General features: G+C 38.2%; 16 protein-coding genes. 9 read left to right on the forward strand and 7 right to left on the reverse strand.

Annotation, left to right across the window (positions count from 1 at the left end; translation table 11 throughout):
- The first annotated feature begins 531 nt into the window (after window positions 1-531).
- The 6 genes from ACZMIG_RS11965 (at window position 532) to ACZMIG_RS11990 (ending at window position 8,741) form a co-directional block, all read left to right on the forward strand.
- Window positions 532-897 carry a MobC family plasmid mobilization relaxosome protein gene (locus ACZMIG_RS11965; protein WP_009319097.1) on the forward strand — a complete coding sequence of 122 codons (366 nt, stop codon included), beginning with the start codon at window positions 532-534 and terminating at the stop codon, window positions 895-897.
- Window positions 894-1,814, forward strand: a complete 921-nt coding sequence (locus ACZMIG_RS11970) for a relaxase/mobilization nuclease domain-containing protein (RefSeq protein ID WP_487889610.1) — start codon at window positions 894-896, stop codon at window positions 1,812-1,814. The genes ACZMIG_RS11965 and ACZMIG_RS11970 overlap by 4 nt, the downstream gene beginning before the upstream one ends.
- Before the next feature lie 3 nt (window positions 1,815-1,817).
- Window positions 1,818-2,297 carry a hypothetical protein gene (locus ACZMIG_RS11975; protein ID WP_022459659.1) on the forward strand — a complete coding sequence of 160 codons (480 nt, stop codon included), beginning with the start codon at window positions 1,818-1,820 and terminating at the stop codon, window positions 2,295-2,297.
- 1 nt (window position 2,298) lies between these two features.
- A complete protein-coding gene (locus ACZMIG_RS11980; protein ID WP_087429717.1) occupies window positions 2,299-3,501 on the forward strand; it encodes a site-specific integrase in 1,203 nt (400 codons plus the stop codon).
- 255 nt (window positions 3,502-3,756) lie between these two features.
- Window positions 3,757-4,791 carry a restriction endonuclease subunit M gene (locus tag ACZMIG_RS11985; protein ID WP_487889611.1) on the forward strand — a complete coding sequence of 345 codons (1,035 nt, stop codon included), beginning with the start codon at window positions 3,757-3,759 and terminating at the stop codon, window positions 4,789-4,791.
- Window positions 4,788-8,741, forward strand: a complete 3,954-nt coding sequence (locus tag ACZMIG_RS11990) for an Eco57I restriction-modification methylase domain-containing protein (RefSeq protein ID WP_487889612.1) — start codon at window positions 4,788-4,790, stop codon at window positions 8,739-8,741. Before ACZMIG_RS11985 ends, ACZMIG_RS11990 begins: the two co-directional genes overlap by 4 nt.
- Window positions 8,742-8,793: 52 nt before the next feature.
- Here ACZMIG_RS11990 and ACZMIG_RS11995 read toward each other — a convergent pair whose 3' ends face one another.
- The 7 genes from ACZMIG_RS11995 to ACZMIG_RS12025 form a co-directional block, all read right to left on the reverse strand.
- The gene (locus ACZMIG_RS11995; protein WP_196071322.1) at window positions 8,794-8,967 is read right to left on the reverse strand and encodes a hypothetical protein; all 174 of its coding nucleotides are present in this window, start codon (window positions 8,965-8,967) and stop codon (window positions 8,794-8,796) included.
- A 49-nt stretch (window positions 8,968-9,016) separates the two neighbouring features.
- Window positions 9,017-9,997, reverse strand: a complete 981-nt coding sequence (locus tag ACZMIG_RS12000) for a caspase family protein (protein WP_022459664.1) — start codon at window positions 9,995-9,997, stop codon at window positions 9,017-9,019.
- A gap of 9 nt (window positions 9,998-10,006) precedes the next feature.
- On the reverse strand, window positions 10,007-10,411 hold the full coding sequence (locus ACZMIG_RS12005) for a TIR domain-containing protein (RefSeq protein ID WP_118046249.1): 405 nt from the start codon (window positions 10,409-10,411) through the stop codon (window positions 10,007-10,009).
- Between the two features lie 268 nt (window positions 10,412-10,679).
- Window positions 10,680-11,996, reverse strand: a complete 1,317-nt coding sequence (locus ACZMIG_RS12010; RefSeq protein WP_022459665.1) for an AAA family ATPase — start codon at window positions 11,994-11,996, stop codon at window positions 10,680-10,682.
- Window positions 11,997-12,406: 410 nt separating this feature from the next.
- Window positions 12,407-13,189 carry a caspase family protein gene (locus ACZMIG_RS12015; RefSeq protein ID WP_487889613.1) on the reverse strand — a complete coding sequence of 261 codons (783 nt, stop codon included), beginning with the start codon at window positions 13,187-13,189 and terminating at the stop codon, window positions 12,407-12,409.
- Window positions 13,161-13,979 (reverse strand): hypothetical protein, encoded by an 819-nt coding sequence (locus tag ACZMIG_RS12020; RefSeq protein WP_487889614.1) that lies wholly within the window; start codon window positions 13,977-13,979, stop codon window positions 13,161-13,163. Before ACZMIG_RS12020 ends, ACZMIG_RS12015 begins: the two co-directional genes overlap by 29 nt.
- The gene (locus ACZMIG_RS12025) at window positions 13,976-14,752 is read right to left on the reverse strand and encodes a caspase family protein (protein ID WP_196071324.1); all 777 of its coding nucleotides are present in this window, start codon (window positions 14,750-14,752) and stop codon (window positions 13,976-13,978) included. Before ACZMIG_RS12025 ends, ACZMIG_RS12020 begins: the two co-directional genes overlap by 4 nt.
- A gap of 931 nt (window positions 14,753-15,683) precedes the next feature.
- Between ACZMIG_RS12025 and ACZMIG_RS12030 the strand changes: the two genes are divergently transcribed.
- Genes ACZMIG_RS12030 through ACZMIG_RS12040 form a run of 3 tightly spaced genes read left to right on the forward strand, consistent with a single transcriptional unit; the run spans window position 15,684 to window position 20,084 of the window.
- Entirely contained in the window at window positions 15,684-16,808 is a 1,125-nt protein-coding gene (locus ACZMIG_RS12030) for a Fic family protein (protein WP_487889615.1), read from the forward strand.
- A 38-nt stretch (window positions 16,809-16,846) separates the two neighbouring features.
- Window positions 16,847-18,142, forward strand: coding sequence for a DUF262 domain-containing protein (locus ACZMIG_RS12035; RefSeq protein WP_487889616.1), 1,296 nt, complete (start codon window positions 16,847-16,849; stop codon window positions 18,140-18,142).
- A gap of 1 nt (window position 18,143) precedes the next feature.
- Window positions 18,144-20,084 carry a GmrSD restriction endonuclease domain-containing protein gene (locus ACZMIG_RS12040; RefSeq protein WP_487889617.1) on the forward strand — a complete coding sequence of 647 codons (1,941 nt, stop codon included), beginning with the start codon at window positions 18,144-18,146 and terminating at the stop codon, window positions 20,082-20,084.
- Window positions 20,085-20,961: the final 877 nt, after the last annotated feature.

A 20,961-nucleotide genomic window follows, 5' to 3' on the forward strand; every position in this document is an offset into this window, starting at 1 on the left:
CTTCAATAATTCACAAACATGAATGTTTACAACAGTACGACAATACGACATTAAGTCAGTAAATATTCAAGTCAATAGAACAGTAACTGTTTGAATCCCCGGTTCATTGTTTCATCAAACAGGAAAAATACCGCATTCCACACCGATTGCCCTGCATACAAACTGCAACAGGCCACATTGTTGCCACATCCCGACCAATTGTTTGACTATTGGAAAGTTATATTCTTTTTTTGCCAGACAATTCATTCCGAGATATATCGGAACATAGCAAACAAAATGAGAAAATAAATGATGAACAGAAACGGAAAAACAGGTCTGTCCCCTCCATAAGATGATACCGACAACGGTATTATTTCTCCCGGATTTATAAGGAGGATATTCAGAGCTGCTCAAAATAGCGGGACTCTGGTTTTTAGTGGAGCAAGTTTGTGTTTCGGGCAGACCGAAACCGCTTGCTCCCACTACAAGAGGCAGTGAGAGGTTCATCCCGCTGGTCTAATCAGTACATTCATTTTATACAATAGTCAACAGATGGAAAAGAAACAGAATACAGAAAGAAACAACAAGGGCGGCCGTCCTCCCAAGAGTACGACCGACAAACTGAAATATCGTGTTACCGTGAAACTGGCAACACCGGATTACTACACGTTGAAAAGCAGGGCAAGAAGCGCAGGCATATCGGCAAGCGAATACCTGAGGGAATGTTTCCGTAAAGGATATGTACGGCAAAGACTTACAGCGGAACATTCCGACTATATCCGTAAGCTATGCGGTATGGCGAACAATCTGAACCAGCTGGCTCATAAGGCAAATGCCGGAGGGTTCGATACGGCAAAGCTGGAATGCCGTGTACAGGTGGCAAGAATCGAAGAACTTCTGAACCATATCCTGCTATGATTGCGAAGATTGTAAAGGGAAGCGGATTCCGTGAGGTTACCGGCTATATCATTGACAGTAAAAAGAATGCCAGGATTATCGCACATGCAGGCTTGTTCATTGAGGATGTTGACACAATAACAAAGGCTTTCGAAGCACAGGCCGGCATGAATCCGAAAGTATCCAGACCGGTCGGACACATTGCACTGGGATTTTCCAAAGAGGATGAAAGCAGGCTGACCAGTCGAATTATGGCAGAAATAGCGTTGGAATACATGGGACGGATGGGCATAAGGAACACGCAGTTCTTTATAGCCAGACATTTCGACAAGGAGCATCCTCATATACATATTGCCTACAACCGGATAGATAATGACGGCAGGACCATATCCGACAAAAACGAGCGGTTACGGAGTGCACGCATCTGCAAGGAACTGACCTTGAAATATGGTCTGCACATGGCTAAAGGCAAGGATCATGTCAAGACTGAACGCTTAAGAGAACCGGACAAGACAAAATATGAACTTTACAGTCTGCTTAAAACGGAAGTCAGAAAAGCCGGAAACTGGAAGGAGCTGATTGCCGGATTAAGCGAAAAGGGAGTGAATGTACGGTTCAAATACAAGGGAAATTCGGATGAAGTACAGGGTATCGTGTTCATCATGAACGGCTATTCCTTCAGCGGTTCCAAAATTGACAGGCAGTTCAGCTATTCCAAAATAGATGCCGCGTTAAAGACACCGTCACATTCGGAAACCCAAAGACAGGTGGTGATTCAGAGTGAACCAACATGGCAACAGGAACCGCATGGCTATGAATTATACAGCGGTTCTTTAGGTCTGTTCACACCGAACCCACAACCGGAACAACCAGAAGGTTATCCGAACGATTATTTGAGAAAGAAGAAAAAGAAAAAACAACGTAAAATAAGATGGTAAAGTATGGAAAAAGACAATGTATATGTTTTGTTTGAAGAAATCAAGAACAAGATTGAGATGATAAACGGGAAGCTGGAACAGAAGGCCGGAACACCTACTGACGGACAGGCAGAAAAAGTGATCCCGACATGCGTAAGGCATATTCACCGGCATAGTTTTGACATCAGGTCAAGCAAAGTATTTTCTCTTTTGGTTGGAATGGGAGTGGTATGCAGTCTGTCCTTATGGGGAAATATCAGACTTTGGCAGTCTAATCGGCAATATGCAGACGATGCCCTGAAGTTCCGTGCCATCCGTTCCTGGAGTGGGTGTACTCCGGAAGATATTCTCTGGCTGAACAAGGTTTTCGATATTCATCGCGACGAGAAGGCCATCGAATGGGTCAGAAAACAGGCTGACGGGTACGAGAACGAGCTAAAAGCGGTTTCCGACAGCCTGATGCAGGAGAAACTTAAATTACAGGTAGAATCTGAATCCGATTGATATGGCCAGTGTTAAAGTAAAATTCAGACCTTCCACCATAGAGGGAAAGGAAGGAACCATCTATTATCAGATTATCCAGAACCGTGTAATCCGTCAGTTAAAGACGGATTACCGGATATTTACGGATGAATGGAACGAAGCTGGAAGCTGTATCATTGTTGTTAGTTCGGAACGAAGCAATCTGCTTCTTTCCTTGCAGGAACGCATGGAATGGGACTTGAAACGACTGGACATGATTATCCGCCAACTGGATAACCGGAAAGCTGCATATACGGCAGATGATATTGTCGCTTCTTTTCAAAACAATACAGAGGGACAGTCGCTGTTCAACTTTATGCAGGGCATCATAGCCCGTCTCAAACAAATGGGCAAGATACGCACGGCTGAAAATTATTCCTGCACCCTGAAAAGTTTCATGCAGTTCAGAGGGGAAAGGGATGTTCTGCTGTCCGAAATTGATTCAGATTTGATGCAGCTTTATGAAGCCTACCTTCATGGGAAAGGGGCCATACGGAATACCAGTTCATTCTACATGCGTATCCTTCGGGCGGTATATAACCGTGCCCTGGAAAAGGAACTGATGGAACAGCGCAATCCTTTCAGGCATGTCTATACGGGAGTGGACAAGACCGTCAAGCGTGCCGTTCCCTTATCTGCCATCAAGCGTATGAAGAATCTGAATCTGTCCTTACAGCCTAATCTGGAATTTGCAAGGGACATGTTCCTGTTCAGCTTCTATACCCGTGGCATGTCGTTCATAGATATGGCTCACCTGAAAAAGAAAGATCTTCAGAACGGATTCTTATCATATCGCAGACGAAAGACCGGGCAGCAGCTGGTTATCAGGTGGGAAAAATGTATGCAGGAGATTGTCGGCAAATATCCGGAAGACAGTCTCAGTCCTTATCTTTTGCCGGTATTGAAATATCCTTTTAAGGATACGCACAGGCATTACAGGAATGTCATGTCCGGAATAAACAGGAACCTGAAAGAAATAGCCAGACTGGCCGATATATCCGTTCCTCTTAGCATGTACTGTGCCCGTCATTCATGGGCAAGCGCAGCCAAAGGCAAGAACATTCCGATTTCGGTTATCAGTGAAGGAATGGGACATGATTCCGAGGCAACCACACAAATTTATCTGGCCTCATTAGACAATTCCGTAGTGGACAAAGCTAATGCACAAATTCTGAAAAGTCTGTAGGATTGGAGAACGTTTAGCAAAAGCATTCATTTCTTAGACAGAGGGACTCACTCTTGCGCAAAGTTATACATTTTATTGAAAATCCTGCAATTCCGGCCGTTGGATTTTCATCCGGAAGTCATTGAATTTCAACTGTTGTTTAGCAATTCTACATATAATTCATCAGCAAATCAACCTTACAGCCTGAAATCTCCCTCTGTCTAAGAAAGACGCAGACACCGGGACTTTCTCATCCCCTTTACGCACAGAAAGAAGATGGAGAAAACGAACGGAGAAGCCGACATACAGGAGAACAAGCTGAAAGAACTTTCACCCGACTTACTGAATACCTTGCTCAAAGATCATACGACGAGTAAGGAAGGAAAACAGTGTAATATATTCTGGGCTACTTCCGATTATGAAAAGCTCGGCAAAGGTTATGAATACGGGTCACAGATTCTCCCAGAGTTGATAACCGGAGAGAACGGGCATGTGGTCATGCCCCGTGTCCTGAAACACAGGGATACCCAAAGCACACGTTCCCGGGAAATGGCGGAGGTATTTACTCCGTCCTGGATATGTAATGCCCAGAACAACCTTATCGATGAAGCCTGGTTTGGCAGAAAGGATGTATTCAACCATGAAGTGACATCTAAAGACGGTACACATTCATGGGAAATCAATCCTGATAAAATTGCTTTTCCTGAAGGCAGGACATGGAAAGACTATGTACGGGAAAACCGGTTGGAAATTACCTGTGGAGAAGCTCCTTATCTGGTAAGCCGGTATGATACGACTACCGGAACATTCATTCCTGTGGAGAAACGTATCGGCCTGCTTGACCGTAAGCTCCGTATTGTCAGTGAGAATACTACGACAACGCGTGAATGGCTGGAGGCAGCCAAGGATGCTTACAGAAGCATCTATGCCTATGAATGGCAGGGCGACAGTCTTCTTCTTGCCCGTGAAGCCCTTCTCTTATCCTTCATCGAATATTACCGGAACAAGTTCGGTAAAGATCCGCAAATTAAATCCATCAACCATATAGCCTATATCATCTCCTGGAATGTATGGCAGATGGACGGACTGAAAGGTGTTGTTCCGGACAGTTGCGGAGAACGTGTGCGGATGGAACCAAGTCTGTTCGGTACGATTGAAAGACGGGAGCCGTGCGAGGGCTGTCTGAAAAATGACCTGACCAAGCACAACGGAATTTACTGTATTATCAAGGACTGGCGGGCTACGGACAAGGCAACAGGCAAAAAGGGGAAACGAATCCGATTTATCGACCTCATAAATGAAGAAGCATGAGATTCACATCGTCCCTGAAACTAAAACTTATCTATGTGTTTCGTATCAATGATACGGCACACCGTGGATGCCTGAAGATTGGCGAGGCAACCTGTGAGGATGAAAACGTGTTCGGTCTGTCTCCTAACAGCAAGGCACTTAATGAAGCGGCAAGAAAGCGTATTAACCAGTACACACAGACGGCAGGCATCGCATACGATCTACTATATACGGAACTTACCGTTTACAACCGTGGCGGACTCCGTTCGTTCAACGACAAAGAGGTACACAATGTTCTGGAACGCTCCGGTATCAAAAAGAAAGTCTTCGATACTGTCAACAAGGCTAATGAATGGTTCATCACCGATCTGGAAACCGTCAAGCGTGCCATTGCGGCTGTCAAGGAAGGCCGGAGCTCTCTTTCATCAGCGGAAGTTACCCAGGAATATTCCCCGATTGTATTCCGGCCGGAACAACAAGAAGCCATCAACAAGACTAAAAAACAGTTCAGAAAAGGCAACCAGATGCTCTGGAACGCAAAAATGCGTTTCGGAAAGACCCTGTCTGCTCTGCAGGTTGTCAAGGATATGGAGTTTCAGCGTATCCTGATTCTGACTCATCGTCCTGTGGTGGATGCCGGATGGTTTGAGGATTTCGGTAAGATATTTTACGACCGCAAGGATTTTGCATACGGTTCCAAGAACAACGGGGAAAGTTACGACAGTCTTGAACGGCAGGCAGAAAGTCACGGATTGCATTATGTCTATTTTGCCTCCATGCAGGATTTGCGCGGTTCTGAACTTGTAGGTGGTAACTTTGACAAGAATAACAAGGTTTTTGCTACCGATTGGGACCTGATTATCGTTGATGAAGCGCACGAAGGCACCCAGACCGAACTGGGTAAAGCGGTTATGGGAGAGCTGGTCAAGGAACAGACCAAAGTATTACGCCTGTCAGGTACTCCATTCAACCTGTTGGATGATTTCAAAGAGGATGAAATCTATACATGGGACTATGTGATGGAACAGCGGGCCAAGGTGAGCTGGGACGAACTCCATTTTGGTGATCCCAATCCGTATGCCTCACTGCCTACACTCAATATCTATACCTACGATTTGGGACGGCTGCTTCATGAGTTTGTAGATGAGGATGTCGCCTTTAACTTCAGGGAATTTTTCCGGGTCAATGAGGCTGGCGGTTTCTGTCATGAAAAAGATGTGCGGGCTTTTCTGAATCTTCTTACCAAGGAGGACAAGGACAGCCTTTATCCATATGCCAACGAGGAATATAGGAATATTTTCCGCCATACCCTCTGGATGGTGCCCGGCGTGAAGGAAGCACGGGCACTGAGTGCCATGCTCCAGACACATCCGGTGTTCCAGCATTTCAAGGTAGTCAATGTAGCCGGTGACGGTGATCAGGACGAGGAGAGCCGTGATGCCCTGGAAGCCGTGGAACAGGCTATCGGAAAAGATCCGGATGCTACACGGACCATTACCCTCTCTTGTGGACGGCTGACGACTGGAGTAAGTGTAAAGGCATGGACTGCCGTGTTCATGCTGTCCGGTTCCTATAATACAGCCGCATCCAGTTATATGCAAACCATCTTCCGCGTACAGACACCGGCAACCATCAACGGACGGATGAAGGAGCAGTGCTATGTTTTTGATTTTGCTCCTGACCGTACCCTGAAAGTGATTGCTGAAACAGCCAAAATATCGTCCAAAGCCGGAAAAACTTCACAAAGCGACCGTAAGGCTATGGGTGAGTTTATCAATTTCTGTCCCATCATATCCATAGAGGGCTCACAGATGAACCGCTTTGATGTACCCCGTATGTTGGAACAGTTGAAACGGGTATATGTGGAACGTGTCGTCCGTAACGGGTTTGAAGACAACAGTCTGTATAACGATGAGCTGATGAAACTGGATGATCTGGAACTACAGGAATTCGATGCCCTGAAAAAGATTATCGGCCAGACCAAAGCTATGCCAAAGACCAACCAGGTGGACATCAACAGTCAAGGCCTGAACAATGAGGAATACGAGGAAAAGGAGAAGCTGGAAAAGAAACCCAAGAAGGAACTTACGGAGGAAGAACTGAAACGGCTGGAAGAACTGAAAAAGAAGACCAAGAACAGGGAAGCGGCCATTTCCATACTCCGAGGCATCTCCATCCGTATGCCCCTGTTGATTTATGGTGCGGAACTGAGTGATGAGAATCAGGAAATCACGATTGATAATTTCGCCTCACTTATTGACCCACAGTCGTGGGAAGAGTTCATGCCCAAGGGAGTGACCAAGCAGAAATTCAACAGCTTCAAGAAATATTATGATCCAGAAATATTCTGTGCTGCCGGAAAACGAATCCGCGCGATGGCCCGTGTTGCGGACAAACTGAGTATTGAGGAACGAATAGAACGTATTACGGACATCTTCAGTACTTTCCGCAATCCGGACAAGGAAACGGTGCTTACTCCGTGGCGTGTAGTAAACATGCACCTCGGCGACTGTCTGGGAGGCTATAACTTCTATGACACAGAGTATCAGAATGTAATATCTGAACCACGGTTTATAGATAAAGGAGGGGTTACCGCAGAAGTTTTCTCCCCTGAATCCCGTATTCTGGAAATCAATTCCAAATCCGGACTTTATCCGCTCTATATGGCATACGGTATTTACCGGGCAAGGGCAAAGGCTTCTCTTTTCGCTGTAGAAACAGTAGAAGAGCAGCAGTCTGTATGGGACAAGGTCATAGCTGAGAACATCTTTGTCATCTGTAAGACTCCAATGGCGAAGAGTATTACCAAACGTACGCTTGCCGGATTCCGTAAAGCAAAGACAAATATGTGGGCTCCGGAAGATCTTATCAACAAAATAAAGAATCAATCAGAATTATTCATTAAAAAAGTACATGACTTAATAGGCAAAGACATGAAGATTAATGCTATAGTCGGTAATCCTCCATACCAAATCAATGATGGAAGCGGTGCATCTGACGATGCTGCAAATCCTATATACCAAATATTTGTACGGATAGCAAAACAGATCAGACCTGAATACTTTTCCCTGATTATGCCTTCAAAATGGATGATTGGAGGAAAAGCTGTTCTCAAACCATTCAGAAAAGAAATGATGGAAGATAAACATATTGCATCCATCTATGATTATGAGGATTCTGACGAATGCTTTAACGGACAGCATATAGATGGTGGAATCTGCTATTTTCTTTGGAGTAGAAAGTATGAAGGGCTTACAAACTACACGTATAAACCTACAAATGAAAAGTCTTTTTGTTCTATAAGACATTTATCTGACGGCAATTCAGATATAATTATCAGAGATAATAGGCGACAAAGTATTATTAATAAGTTTTCTAAATTACAATCATTTAGTCAGATAGTTTCAGCACGTAAACCTTTTGGTATTAACACTGATATTTTCAACAATAAATCGAGCTACCCAGAATATAGACTCAATGATAAACCTTATGAGAATTCTGTTTTATTATGGGGTGTTTATGGTATTAAAGGTGGTGCAAAACGTATTACAGGATATATCGATTCCAATGCAATAAAAAAGAATAGACAATGGATAAATAAATATAAGCTATTTATATCTAAAGCTTATTCAGCAGATGCCATAGTTCCTCCTGAAATAATAATAGCACCTCCGGGAGTCGTATGTAGTGAAACCTTTCTCGTAATTGGACCATTTGAAAATTCTGTTGAACAAAAAAATGTAAATCGATATCTTAAAACTAATTTTTGTAGAATATTATTATTTTTTGGAAGAGGAACAATGCAGGTGTCTCAAGATGTCTTTCGTTTTGTTCCGTTGCAAGACTTCACATCATTAAGCGATATTGATTGGAACAAAAGCATACCTGAGATAGACAATCAACTCTATGCAAAATATCAGCTGACCAATGAAGAAGTTGCTTTTGTTGAATCAATGATAAAACCAATATAAAAGGTAGTGTAAAATAAAATGAGGGCAAGTATAAATACCTGTCCTCATTAAATCACTTTTCTTTTCGTACACCTTTAAACGGCGTACCATCTTGTTTGACATCCATGAAACGTCCAGTATCTTTATCCCTTTTTACCCATTGTTCTGTTTTGGGATTATAAACCTGAGAACGTTTTCTCACTGCGCCATTTCGATGTCCGTCTCCGGACGGTGGATTTGTAGCCATCTTTATTCCTCCTAAGTTAAATTATGTTACCTATATATCTACAACATTACTAAATATTATCGTTTTTAACTAATCTCCAATAGTGTTTGCCTAATGGTGTTAGTCTACATCCTGTACTATTCATTGCCGCAAAATACATATATTGCTCTTCTACCGGTTCTACCAAACCTATACTTTGCAATTGCTGAAGTTGCTTAAACTTATTTACATTATCTTTATTAGCATACGGTTTTACCAGTTTATGCTGTTCTTCTGGACAATTAGTATATTCATAAGAAGGGTCCAAGCTATGAATTTCATCTTGAGATGAAAATAAATTAGGTAACTCTCTGAAAATACTTAATGGAACTTTAGGCTCTACTTTTTTTAATGAAACAAAAGCTGACACATTTGTCTTAAAAACAGGTCTTTGTTCCCATTCACCAAAACTTCTATCAATATAGGCATATATACTACCAATTGTAATATTACCATTAAAGTCAGCCGCACCACCTTGTAAGGCACTACATAAAAGTTCTGTAAATAGTCCATGTCCTCCTGCTTCCATAGCAGACTCATCTTCTCGGCAAGCAGTAAGTATAGATATTCCTTCCCCAAGAACACTTGTCGTATCTGTAATATCAAATTTTCCAATTTGTCCAGAATGGCAACAATCTAAAATAATAATCTTGTTTTTTACTTTAGATTTATGAACTATTTTCATGATATCATTCATTTGAATGCCTTTATAATAACTACCAGAATTCAAAACATCTTGAGGAGTAACAATCTCCGCTCCAGTAGCCCCAACGTACCCATGGCCAGAAAAGTATAGCAAAGCTACATCTGCATCATCATGAAATAGCTCTATTATATTTTTCATTATTTCTTCCGATGTTTGCACATCCTCCAGTAGTTTTACCCCAAAATTCTTCTCTCCATTACCATGGCGTTCAATTGCATCCTTCAAACAATGAATATCTTCAATACAACCACCCAGGCGTAATGTACCTGGGTAATTGTTAATTCCAATTAATAAAGCTCTTCTCATTGGGAAATCTTATAATGCATATTGTTTTACAGCATCGGCAACAGACTTGGCATTCCAACCAACAATAGTGGTTGCAGCATCTTTTACAACAGAAGAAGTGCGTTCAGCGCCCCACGGTTGAACAGCAATAATAGGCTTATTGTATTTCTTTGCAATCTCAATCTCTTTATTTATCCATTTACTATATGTTGAATAAACTCCTGCAAGAATTATTACACAACTACATCCTCTTACTTTTGCATCAATAGCATCATACAGCTCTTTATCTGTACCATTAGTATGTACTGGGTCATTCTTAGGAACAGAATGATTGTAAAAACTAACACCTTCTTGTCTTAAAAAGGACTCAACCTTATCGTAAGCCTCAGAATAAGCCCACGAATGAGAAATAAAAATTCTATAAATCTTATTCATAAGATCAATGTCAACTCTCTGGTCCTTTTGCCAGGGTCTTAAATTCGAATTGACTTTGCAAATATATCATTTTATTATTCGAAAAACAAGATTTCCGTGAAAAAAACACGCAAACCAATAGAAAATAATTCTATCCCCTATTTTACAATACATATTCCGTGGTTATTAGCTTCAAAAAGAAAGAAAATCATCTGCAAAGTACATAAAAAAAGGCTTCATGTTGAAGCCTTTACTTTTTTGTTACTTTTTTTGATAATATAAAAATATATCAAAGATCCTTTTCTATATCATCTTTATATTTGAGAAACATCTCTATTTTTTTCATAAGTTCATCAATTTGAGGAAAAACTTCTTTCTCATAGGTTTTATAAAAACTGATTGTATTATGTAAATAGTCTCTACGTCGAACACTAGTTGAGCCATATTCATCTTTTTCAAATAGTCTTACTGCATCTCTTCTTAAAAAATCGGCATTAAGTAACGACAGATCGTGTGTAGCTACTATAAGTTGACAATTCTCGGCTATAGTTAAATACATTTTTAGAATAAAAGCAAGTGCTTTAGTATGTATACCATATTCTATTTCATCAATGCAAGTAGTTTTTTCACCTATAATTACATCATATAATACTACTAATAATCTAATCATATTTTTTGTACCCAAAGATTCTAATTCAAAATCCAACCCATTTTTTCCTTCTTTTGTGGAGTGGATGAATCGCAAATTTTTATGGGTAATTATTCCCGAGGGATATTGCTCCAGCATAGCCTTAATAACAATATCTGGAGCTCCATTTGCTTTTAGATCTGAAATATTTAAACTTGCCTCTTCAATAATGTAATCGCAAATATTTGTTCCAACATCATCCAATAATCGCAAAAGTAAATTTTTCAAAACCTTATCTTTATTAGAATCACCTGTCTGAAGCTTATCGGCTAGGTTTTTATCAGACTTATGAACCATACTTATATGATTCTCAAAATAGTCAAAGTTCTTAGATAGGATTTGGCTTTCTAAATTTAATGCACCAAATGTAGAAAGTACACTAGCATTAGCAAGGGTATTTAACTCTAAGTCACGCTGATCTGATTTGGATAAATCACATACATTTCCATAATTTATTATGACCTTGTCCGATTCTTTATTATGGTATCGATAAAATATACGAGAACTTCGAGATTGGATCAATTTTAGTTCTTCTTCTTCAATACAATGAGATGAAATTTTTATACTATAATTGAAGCATTCCTCTCCAATATAGTATGTTAATGCAAGTTCAGTAGGTTTGGTTGAAGAAAAATTATCTAATAAAAAAGGTCTATATTCTGGCTTATCAGATGGCTTTTGGGGTTTGGCTGTTGCGATCATCCGCAAATAATTTAAGGCAGAAAACATCTTAGATTTCCCTGTTCCATTCAACCCAACACATAAAAGTAAACGCAATATACGCTTACCGTTAATTTCTTTGTACCAAACAGGCGGTAGATCCTTTGTTTTACCACCCTCTTTCTTTGAAGCTAAAAATGATAGTTCAGTTACATCACGATAGCTTCTATAATTCTTTATAATAAATGATTCTATCATACAAGCCTCAATTTAAGTACAAAGATACATTCGTACTTTCAAAATAACAAGTATTTTGAAAACTATATCGGCATTTCCGTGGAAAATACTCGCATATATTGTTTGTATGATGAATATATTGTATCTTTCTGTGGCAAAGTTTCATTTTAGCAAGGTGGATAATGAAATTATGGCATTTGCGAACCCAAAGGAGCTAAGTTATTATTCAGATAAGCAAGCAAAGAGGATATAGATGTGGACCTATATCCTCTTTTTCACTGTTTAAAGAACTCTACTTCAAGGAGGTATTTTGACAACAATGCTTTCGGAAGTGATTCAGTGTATTTTGAGCAACTCAAAATATACAATAAATTTTTAAGCTAATAGCCATCGTAAAACCAATTAATAATATAGGTGTTATTAATATTATATTAAAATAATCTGCTTGGAATGATTTTTACGACAAATGGAGGTTGTGATGAACGTGTATACCCTTTGAGATAAGGAGTTTGTTTACCATTTGAAAGCTGTTCTACCTGTTCATATGCAAGTGAGTGGATATAACCTATTCCATATATACCATTCTGATGTTTATTATTTTGAACAACCTTTTTTGCTGCCTGTAATAGAGAGTGAATATAATAACCTCCAAGTTTTGAGTCTTCAGCAGCTTCTTCGCCAGGAGAGACAGATGATGCCATGACAAACATCCCTGAAGGTAATTTTCGCAATGCTTCATTATAAAGTACCCGACACTCCTCCCTTACAGATTTCAAAGTTTCAACTGAAAAAGCTCTTTGTTCTAAGATACCTCCTTCTTGTAACTTTTCAATTACTTGACAACTGTCGGATATCAACATAGCAGCAGCTTTTTTCCCTATACAATTTTGCAACCAAGCATCATTAATGTATTCCTGATTATTCAACCAATAAATAGAACCTTTTCCTTCGATATACGATCCATGACCAGTGTAGAATATAAGGTAGTAATAAGTAGATTCAACACTTTCATTGAAATAACATTTAAGGTCATTGACAGAACTATTGTTAGGTGCAACAGTTATTTCAGAATCCTCCCATGCTCCACCATAATTACTATGAAGAAAATTTTTGATATTTTCTATATCAGCACTTACTCCAGTGAGATAATTTGTCACATCTCCAGCGTAATGTAATATTAGGGCCCTACGCCTCATTGCTCTCATTATTATCATTGTCTTTTGTAATTTTTTCTAAAACAGATGGTATAAATCGCTCACTAAAAGAAGCTATAAATGAAACAAGAATAAATGCTAAGATTTCTTTGTTATCCGCAATATATGGTAGAATAATATGACACTTTATTGCCACCATTGCAATTAAAGAGAAAATCACCCCTATTATAATTCTTGAATAACATTCAAGTATATGTAGCTTCAGGCCACCAAACCCAGAATTATTGATTTTGCCGTAACGCACCCATATAGAAACAAAAGCTCCTAAAGTGCCAAAAACGATTCCAAAAAACCATGGATTAAGGTATCCATTTATGTACATGACAAATCCTGCCAAAAAAGCAACAATAGCAGCAGGGCATCCTGAACTCAAAAATAGCCATCGAGAGAATTCACGATTCCTTTCTTTTAAATACTTCTGAGCATTGTCTATTATTGCAGGAATATCTTCAAATTGCTCATTCAGAGCATGTATATAACCAATACCTAAACTCCTTTTAAACTCAAGCTGAATATCTTCGGGAAGATGTTTGGTAGGAACGGCTTCTGCACGTTGCAGTTTTGCTATTGCACGAGATATTTCAGAGGCATTTTTGTTGTTATCTCTTAAATCTACATAATCTATGTCATAATCGTAATCTATGAATATGATATATCCACTTTTATTGGCACCTTTTTTTTCTGGATCATAGTTATATTGAATTAGATACATATCTGTAATATTGAAGTAATCACGATATAACCTTTGATCCTCATCTTTTGCTATCCTATCTACTCTTTTTTTACTCATTTTACAAAGAATGGTGGAAAAGTTAAAGAATATAGTTCTGAATCATAAGTTCCCGAAGTAAGAGTCATTGTAAGTTTGGGGTGTTGCTGACCATCACTTCCTTTTTCTACATTTGTTTTAGCCATGTTATGAATAATATCTATACTCCAAACAGATTTTGATAGAACTGTATTCTTAATTATGGAGTTTGCCATACTGAGCATATTGTAGCTATAAAGTCCCCCCTTTGAGGAATCATTTGCCCCCTCTCCTGGAGATACTGCCGAAGCAAATATAAATGCTTTTTGTGGAACTGATTCTATATGGTTATTATATAAATTACGCAAATAATCTCGACGTGATGAAAAGCTTTTTTGGATAAGAGCCTCCCCAAGTATGCCTCCCTCTCTATATAAATTAACGAAACTTTGACAACTGTCCGCTATCATAAGTACTTTTTGCGTAGGAAACCAACTTTTTATAGTTGATAAAGACACATCATGTCCCTCAGACAATTCAAAATATGTCTCTCCATTTTTCAAAGCATATCCATGCCCTGTAAAAACTATAATGGCATAGTCTAATCCATTTAGTCGTCGTTGCAAAATGTTTACGTAAAGTCCCCAAGATGTCCAATCATAAACTTTTGGTATTATCTCATCATCTTCCCATGCACCACCGTTATCACTCTTAAAGAAAGAGAGGTAGTTATTTACGTCACGCGATACACCAGGAAGATAATTGCCCTTGCTAGGTGTACCTTGATTTCCTATAATTATAAGACAACGTTTCATTATTTTAATATTTTAATTAAATTACAAACTATTTCTACAATGATGTACGAACGCAATTATTTTATTTTTATTAGTGAACAAAAATACTATAAATAGTGGGAACGCCATTATTATCATGAAATAAATAGTGCAGTAGCATGAAAAAAATAATTAGTGACACTTTTTAGAACGAATATCTCTCAATAGCCACACTCTTTGTTTCATAAATCATATATTTTTACACAAAAGCCACAGAATAAAAAAGCACGCACTACTGTTTAATTTAACAATTATTCTATGCATTAATATCCGTGTATATAGATGAAAGAAAATATTTATATAAAACATAAATCTATAAAAAATGGATTTATTGGGTAAACGGCAGAATACTATAAATATATATGATAAAATTCTAATATCACTTAAGTGATTATTGAATTGAGGCAGTCTAGAAATAGCTACATTATCCTTCTAGCAGTGGAGCAAAATATGAGTGCATCCATTTCTATTTCAAATTATTTCTATACCTTTGTCGTATAATAGGAAATCGACTTCGCAAGACACTGCAAAATACTGCAAGCCTCCGGTGGAGCAATAGCGGGAGATTACGTCTTTAGCTAAGATATACATCAAAGATATTCAGCCACTTATCGTTAGATTACGATTTCTGGTGGTACCACTCTCAACAAACAGAATCCTGATTTCGAAACGAAATCAGGATTTTTTGTTTTCATCAAACACACAAAAAGCGGCAATAACAAATACATAAGCCCATGCCAGGCAATGTAAATATCCAATGAAAGACTAACAAAATACATTGCACAAACAACAGATACAAATTATATTTTACATAACTAAATCATTAAAATCATCGTTCTTTGCGGACAACAAGCCGCAAAATATGCGGTTAATTGTCCGCAAAACTGTATATTTGCAAAAAACAATTCTGCCTATGTATATATATGAACATAAAGAATGGCCCCACTTTTCGTGGAACAAAGAACGTGTTGGCGAGGAACTAAACAAAGTTCACAAGGCTGTGGGCTATCTGATGGGGCGTCTTAGCCTAATAGGCTTTAACGACAAGATGTCTGCCGTGGTGGAATCAATCTCCCATGACATCATTGCATCATCAGAAATTGAAGGAGTAGAATTGAACAGCGAGCAGGTGCGCTCATCGGTAGCCCGCAAACTTGGAGTACAAATACAGAATTCTACAGAATCTTCCCGCTATATAGACGGAGTGGTTGAAATGGCACTTGATGCGACCATTAATTTCAACAAGCCTTTAACCAACGAAAGACTCTTCGGCTGGCATAACTGCCTGTTCCCGACGGGCTGGAGCGGCCCTACGAAAATAGACGTGGCAAAATATCGAAGCGGAGAAATGAAAGTTATATCAGGAATGTTCGGCCGTGAAAAGGTGCATTATATTGCACCTGCTCCTGAAAGAATAGACGAAGAAATGAATCGGTTTCTGGACTGGTTCAATTCAGATACACATAACGGCTATGTAAAATCGGCGATAGCCCATTTGTGGTTTGTCTGCATCCACCCTTTCGATGACGGAAACGGACGAATCGGGCGAGCCATCGCCGACATGGCACTTTCACAAGCAGAAGACTCAAAAATGCGTTTTTTCAGTATATCGCATCAAATCAACAAAGACAAAAAACAATATTATGACATACTGGAGGAAACACAAAAAGGAAATTGTGACATTACAGAATGGATTGTCTGGTATCTTGACTGCCTGCTCCGTTCTGTCGAGCAATCTGATGAAACGTTGTCGAAAGTGCTAAATAAGGCAATATTCTGGCAAAACCATGCCGAAACCATTCTGTCTGAAAGACAACGTGAAGTTCTTAATATGTATTTAGACGGTTACCCCGGCAAACTGACAGCCAAGAACTGGGCAAAGCGTGTAAAGGTATCGCCTGATACGGCAGCGCGCGATATTAAAGATTTGATAGAGAAAGGCATTCTGATTCCACAGCATGGCCGTGTTCGCGACGTATTTTATGGAATACGGTGCAGCGACTCTATACTTGTCATCCCTATGCTAGAAGATTTATGATTATTATTTATCCTGAATTTTTACAAAATACACAAAACATGGCAAAAATTCTAAGTGTTGACAATCTGCTAAAAATGCCTCTGGTTATTCCTAATTATCAAAGGCCATATAAGTGGACAACGCAAAACATTGACGCATTATTGAATGATATTTCAGATGCAATAAACGATTACCAAAAATACAATTTTAAATTTAAATATCGAGTTGGAACTATAATCTTACACGATAAATCAAACGGATTAAGCTACGACATAGTTGACGGACAGCAAAGAATAATATCTTTGTCCTTAATAAGAAAATGTATTGATAGTAATTTTTCATGCGACATATTCAATATTTCATTTGCCAATAAATCTTCTCAGATAAATATTCACAACAATTTTGAATATATAAAAGAATGGTTCTCTTTAAAAGAAAAGAAGGTTAAAGACAACTTTATCAATGCATTTAGAAATATACTGGAAGTTGTTGTCATCAGTGTAACCAAAGTTTCTGAGGCATTTCAATTATTCGACTCGCAAAACACCAGAGGCAAAGCTCTCGATCCACATGACTTACTTAAAGCGTTCCATTTAAGAGAAATGAAAAAGTATCCATACGAAATGGAAGCAGCCGTAACAAAATGGGAAGCTAAAGATACCAAGAAAATAGGAGAACTGTTTGCCAACTATCTGTTTCCTATATGGAATTGGTCAAGAGGAAGAAAGACGACAACGTTCACGACAAAAGAAATTGACATATATAAGGGTGTTCCGGAATTTTCGGATTACACTTATGCAAAACGTGTAAATAAGGCAACACCATATTTTCAGATTACTGAACCTTTTGTAGCCGGCAATGATTTCTTTGAAATGGTGGACCACTATTTACAATTATTGAGCAATATACAGACGGAAATATGTGTCAATAAGGATTTCAAGGAAATATGTAAAATCATCACCATAACAAAAAATCCAGATGCAGATGACAAAGAAAAAGAGTTCATCCAAGTAAAAAAAGACAGTATCGGTTTTAGGCATACACGCAACTTATTCTTTTGCGCCTTGTTGTGTTATTATGACAGGTTTCATAATTTTGATACAATGGCTGTAAAAAAGTTATGCCGTTGGGCATTTGCGTTAAGGCTTGATATGGTATCGTTGGGATTTGACAGCATCAACAAATACGCCATAGGAGATATGAACAATGCACGCTATACAAACAGCATACCTATGTTTTCACAAATCTGCTATGCAAGGAAACATACTGAAATATCTGGATTGCAAATAAAAATTAATGATGTTCCTAATGATGAAAAATGGGAACCATTATATAACATTCTAAAGACTTTATAATATGAAAGATCAGGTTAAGGAATTAAAAGTTCTTGATTTAAAGAACAATACAAATATATTCGATGGCGAATTACAATTCATAATTCCACTTTATCAAAGAGCCTATGCATGGGAAGACAAACAACTTGTACAGTTACTTGAAGACGTCAATGATATTGAAGAAGGAGAAAAATACTATATTGGTTCACTTATTGTCTCCAATACCGGCGAAAAGCTCGAAGTAATCGACGGCCAACAAAGACTGACATCATTATATCTTTTATTAAATTGTCTTGGCATTAATACAAAACACTCTTTATCATTTGCATGCCGTAAGAAATCAAATTACACATTAGAACATATTCATGAAGTGATTAATGAAACTGATGGTGATTTGGAAGGTGAAATGTTGCAAGACAATATAAAAACCGGCATAAAAATTTTAAAAGAGAATATAGGAAGAGAGGATTTTGATAAAAATAAATTTATAGAAAAATTGTCACGTGTTATTCTTTATCAAATAGAAGTACCTGAAAACACTGACATGAACCGCTATTTCGAAATAATGAACACACGAGGCGAACAGCTCGAACAGCATGATATTCTAAAGGCAAAACTTATGGACTATTTGGGAGATAACGCAGAAATGGAAAAAGAAATGTTCTCCATAATTTGGGATGCATGCAGCGATATGGACGGATATGTACAAATGCACTTTATAAGCAAGAATAATGTTGTACGTAAAGAATTGTTTGGAGACAGTTGGAACGATATTCCTATTGACACGCTCCGTAATTACAGCATGAGGATTATTCCGCAATTAGGGAAGAAACAGAACAGTCAAGCACATAAGATATCAGAAATTATTGACCAAAACTTCAAAACAGAGGAAGAAGAAGGATATAATGAAAATGATGAAAGAGTGCGTTTTGAGAGCATAATCAGCTTTCCTTATTTTCTGCTACATGCATTAAAGGTCTTTATTTGGAAAAAAGAAATAACGCACCAAAATCTAAATAAAAAGATTATAGATGATTTATTAGACGACAAAAAGCTCATAACCAGTTTTAATAATGTAATTGAAAATGGAATACAGAAAGGCCAACCGATAAAGAACGACAGGAAAAAATTTGTCCGTGACTTTACTATATGTCTTTTACAAACAAGAGTATTGTTTGACGAGTATATCATTAAACGTGAATACGCAAATAACAGTAATGACGGTGAATGGAGTCTGAAAACTCTTTATGTATCAGGGCAAGGCTCACAAAAGAAACCATATTTTAAAAATTCTATATTCACTAGAGCAGGCGAATGGGATAAGACGAACAGAAACAGATGTAAAACTAATATAATGCTGGAGTCGGCTTTGCGTGTGTCATATACCTCACCAAAAGTTATGCACTGGATTACATCATTACTCTCTTGGTTGACAGAAGAATGTCTCGAAAAGAACGGAGAGCTTAACGGATACATTGCTGAATATAGCGAAATAATTGAACAGGAAGCTATTGATGAAGTTAAAAACTTCTTCAAAATAGACAATTGTCTGAATCTAGGAGTAAACACTCCTCATATAATATTGAACTATCTGGATTACTTAATTTGGGAAAGAGATAAAAATTCTGACAGAAAATATGAGGACTTTACATTTGAATTCAGAAACTCTGTTGAACACTGGTATCCACAAAATCCCTCTAAAGGAACATTTGACGAATGGGACCAAGTGGACAGATTTGGCAATCTGTGCCTTTTACAAAGAAATATCAACTCACAATTTTCTAATATTGCCCCTGACTCAAAAAAGGGTACTTACAAAAATCAAATAGAAAAAGGAAGTCTCAAATTAAGAGTAATGGCCGAAAGAACATCGACACCACAAAACTGGAGAGACTTTGAATGTGCAGAATTAGAGGAAGAAATGGTTGAATTGCTAAAAAGTAAAATAACGGAACAAGAATAACAATATTATAATATTGCCAAAAGACTTTAAAAATTCGAGATAGTACACATAATATTTAAATTAACTATCTCGATTTTTTATATCTGTTCATGATGCTTATTACGAACCAACTTCCCAGTAAATAATCATGACAAAATATTTTCTCAATCTAGAAAGTTAAATTGTAACGGAAGTTAAAATTATAGTCTTTACGCAATAGACATATTAACTTCTATTCACTTTTACCCCATAAAACTGAGCTGAAACAGGCGTTTTTTGATGCAAAGACGGTTGCTTTTGATGCGAAAAGCGATGAGTAACGCATCGTAAATGGGCCACTTTTGAGTGGTAAACGGCAGAGTAATGTTTTTTAGCTATTGATATTTGGGATGTATTTTCATGTAAATACCTGTAAGACAACGACTTAACAGAAATGGGCAAAATATGGCGATTTTCAAGGCAAAAAGTGGATTGAGGACGGGCATCGCCATTCTGAGAGCGTCAAACGGACGGAAAATGTCATAAATGTTTACAAACTCCGTTTGATTTATTTATCAAAAACACCAAACGCAGAACATGACAGGAGATGTATTTTTCGACGTTACCAAGCCCCAATATTTCATTAAGACAATGACGGTTTTATCTATTTCTATTCATGCTTTCGGCCGTCTTTCTGCTTCATTTTGTCGCCGTCTTATGTCTCACGTTGTTTGTCCCATATATCACATATTATCTACCAAACTTCTGTTTGCTTTCATTTTTGAGTTAATTTTAATTAAAGTATTTCATTTTGCAACCATACATAACGATTCTTTTACTATATTTATAATCTAAACATTTCATCAGGCCAACTTTCGTAAGGTTAAAGGGGGATCAGCCTTGCGGGCGTTCAGGCGTT

The organism is Xylanibacter sp., assembly GCF_057607445.1.

What these genes read in the sequence shown, in the direction of transcription:
- ACZMIG_RS11980 (WP_087429717.1), top strand. Translation starts at nt 2,299, where the DNA reads ATGGCCAGTGTTAAAGTAAAATTCAGACCTTCCACCATAGAGGGAAAG.
- ACZMIG_RS11990 (WP_487889612.1), top strand. Translation starts at nt 4,788, where the DNA reads ATGAGATTCACATCGTCCCTGAAACTAAAACTTATCTATGTGTTTCGT.
- ACZMIG_RS11995 (WP_196071322.1), bottom strand. Translation starts at nt 8,967, where the DNA reads ATGGCTACAAATCCACCGTCCGGAGACGGACATCGAAATGGCGCAGTG.
- ACZMIG_RS12000 (WP_022459664.1), bottom strand. Translation starts at nt 9,997, where the DNA reads ATGAGAAGAGCTTTATTAATTGGAATTAACAATTACCCAGGTACATTA.
- ACZMIG_RS12015 (WP_487889613.1), bottom strand. Translation starts at nt 13,189, where the DNA reads ATGATAATAATGAGAGCAATGAGGCGTAGGGCCCTAATATTACATTAC.
- ACZMIG_RS12010 (WP_022459665.1), bottom strand. Translation starts at nt 11,996, where the DNA reads ATGATAGAATCATTTATTATAAAGAATTATAGAAGCTATCGTGATGTA.
- ACZMIG_RS12025 (WP_196071324.1), bottom strand. Translation starts at nt 14,752, where the DNA reads ATGAAACGTTGTCTTATAATTATAGGAAATCAAGGTACACCTAGCAAG.
- ACZMIG_RS12030 (WP_487889615.1), top strand. Translation starts at nt 15,684, where the DNA reads ATGTATATATATGAACATAAAGAATGGCCCCACTTTTCGTGGAACAAA.
- ACZMIG_RS11985 (WP_487889611.1), top strand. Translation starts at nt 3,757, where the DNA reads ATGGAGAAAACGAACGGAGAAGCCGACATACAGGAGAACAAGCTGAAA.
- ACZMIG_RS12035 (WP_487889616.1), top strand. Translation starts at nt 16,847, where the DNA reads ATGGCAAAAATTCTAAGTGTTGACAATCTGCTAAAAATGCCTCTGGTT.
- ACZMIG_RS12040 (WP_487889617.1), top strand. Translation starts at nt 18,144, where the DNA reads ATGAAAGATCAGGTTAAGGAATTAAAAGTTCTTGATTTAAAGAACAAT.
- ACZMIG_RS11965 (WP_009319097.1), top strand. Translation starts at nt 532, where the DNA reads ATGGAAAAGAAACAGAATACAGAAAGAAACAACAAGGGCGGCCGTCCT.
- ACZMIG_RS11970 (WP_487889610.1), top strand. Translation starts at nt 894, where the DNA reads ATGATTGCGAAGATTGTAAAGGGAAGCGGATTCCGTGAGGTTACCGGC.
- ACZMIG_RS11975 (WP_022459659.1), top strand. Translation starts at nt 1,818, where the DNA reads ATGGAAAAAGACAATGTATATGTTTTGTTTGAAGAAATCAAGAACAAG.
- ACZMIG_RS12020 (WP_487889614.1), bottom strand. Translation starts at nt 13,979, where the DNA reads ATGAGTAAAAAAAGAGTAGATAGGATAGCAAAAGATGAGGATCAAAGG.
- ACZMIG_RS12005 (WP_118046249.1), bottom strand. Translation starts at nt 10,411, where the DNA reads ATGAATAAGATTTATAGAATTTTTATTTCTCATTCGTGGGCTTATTCT.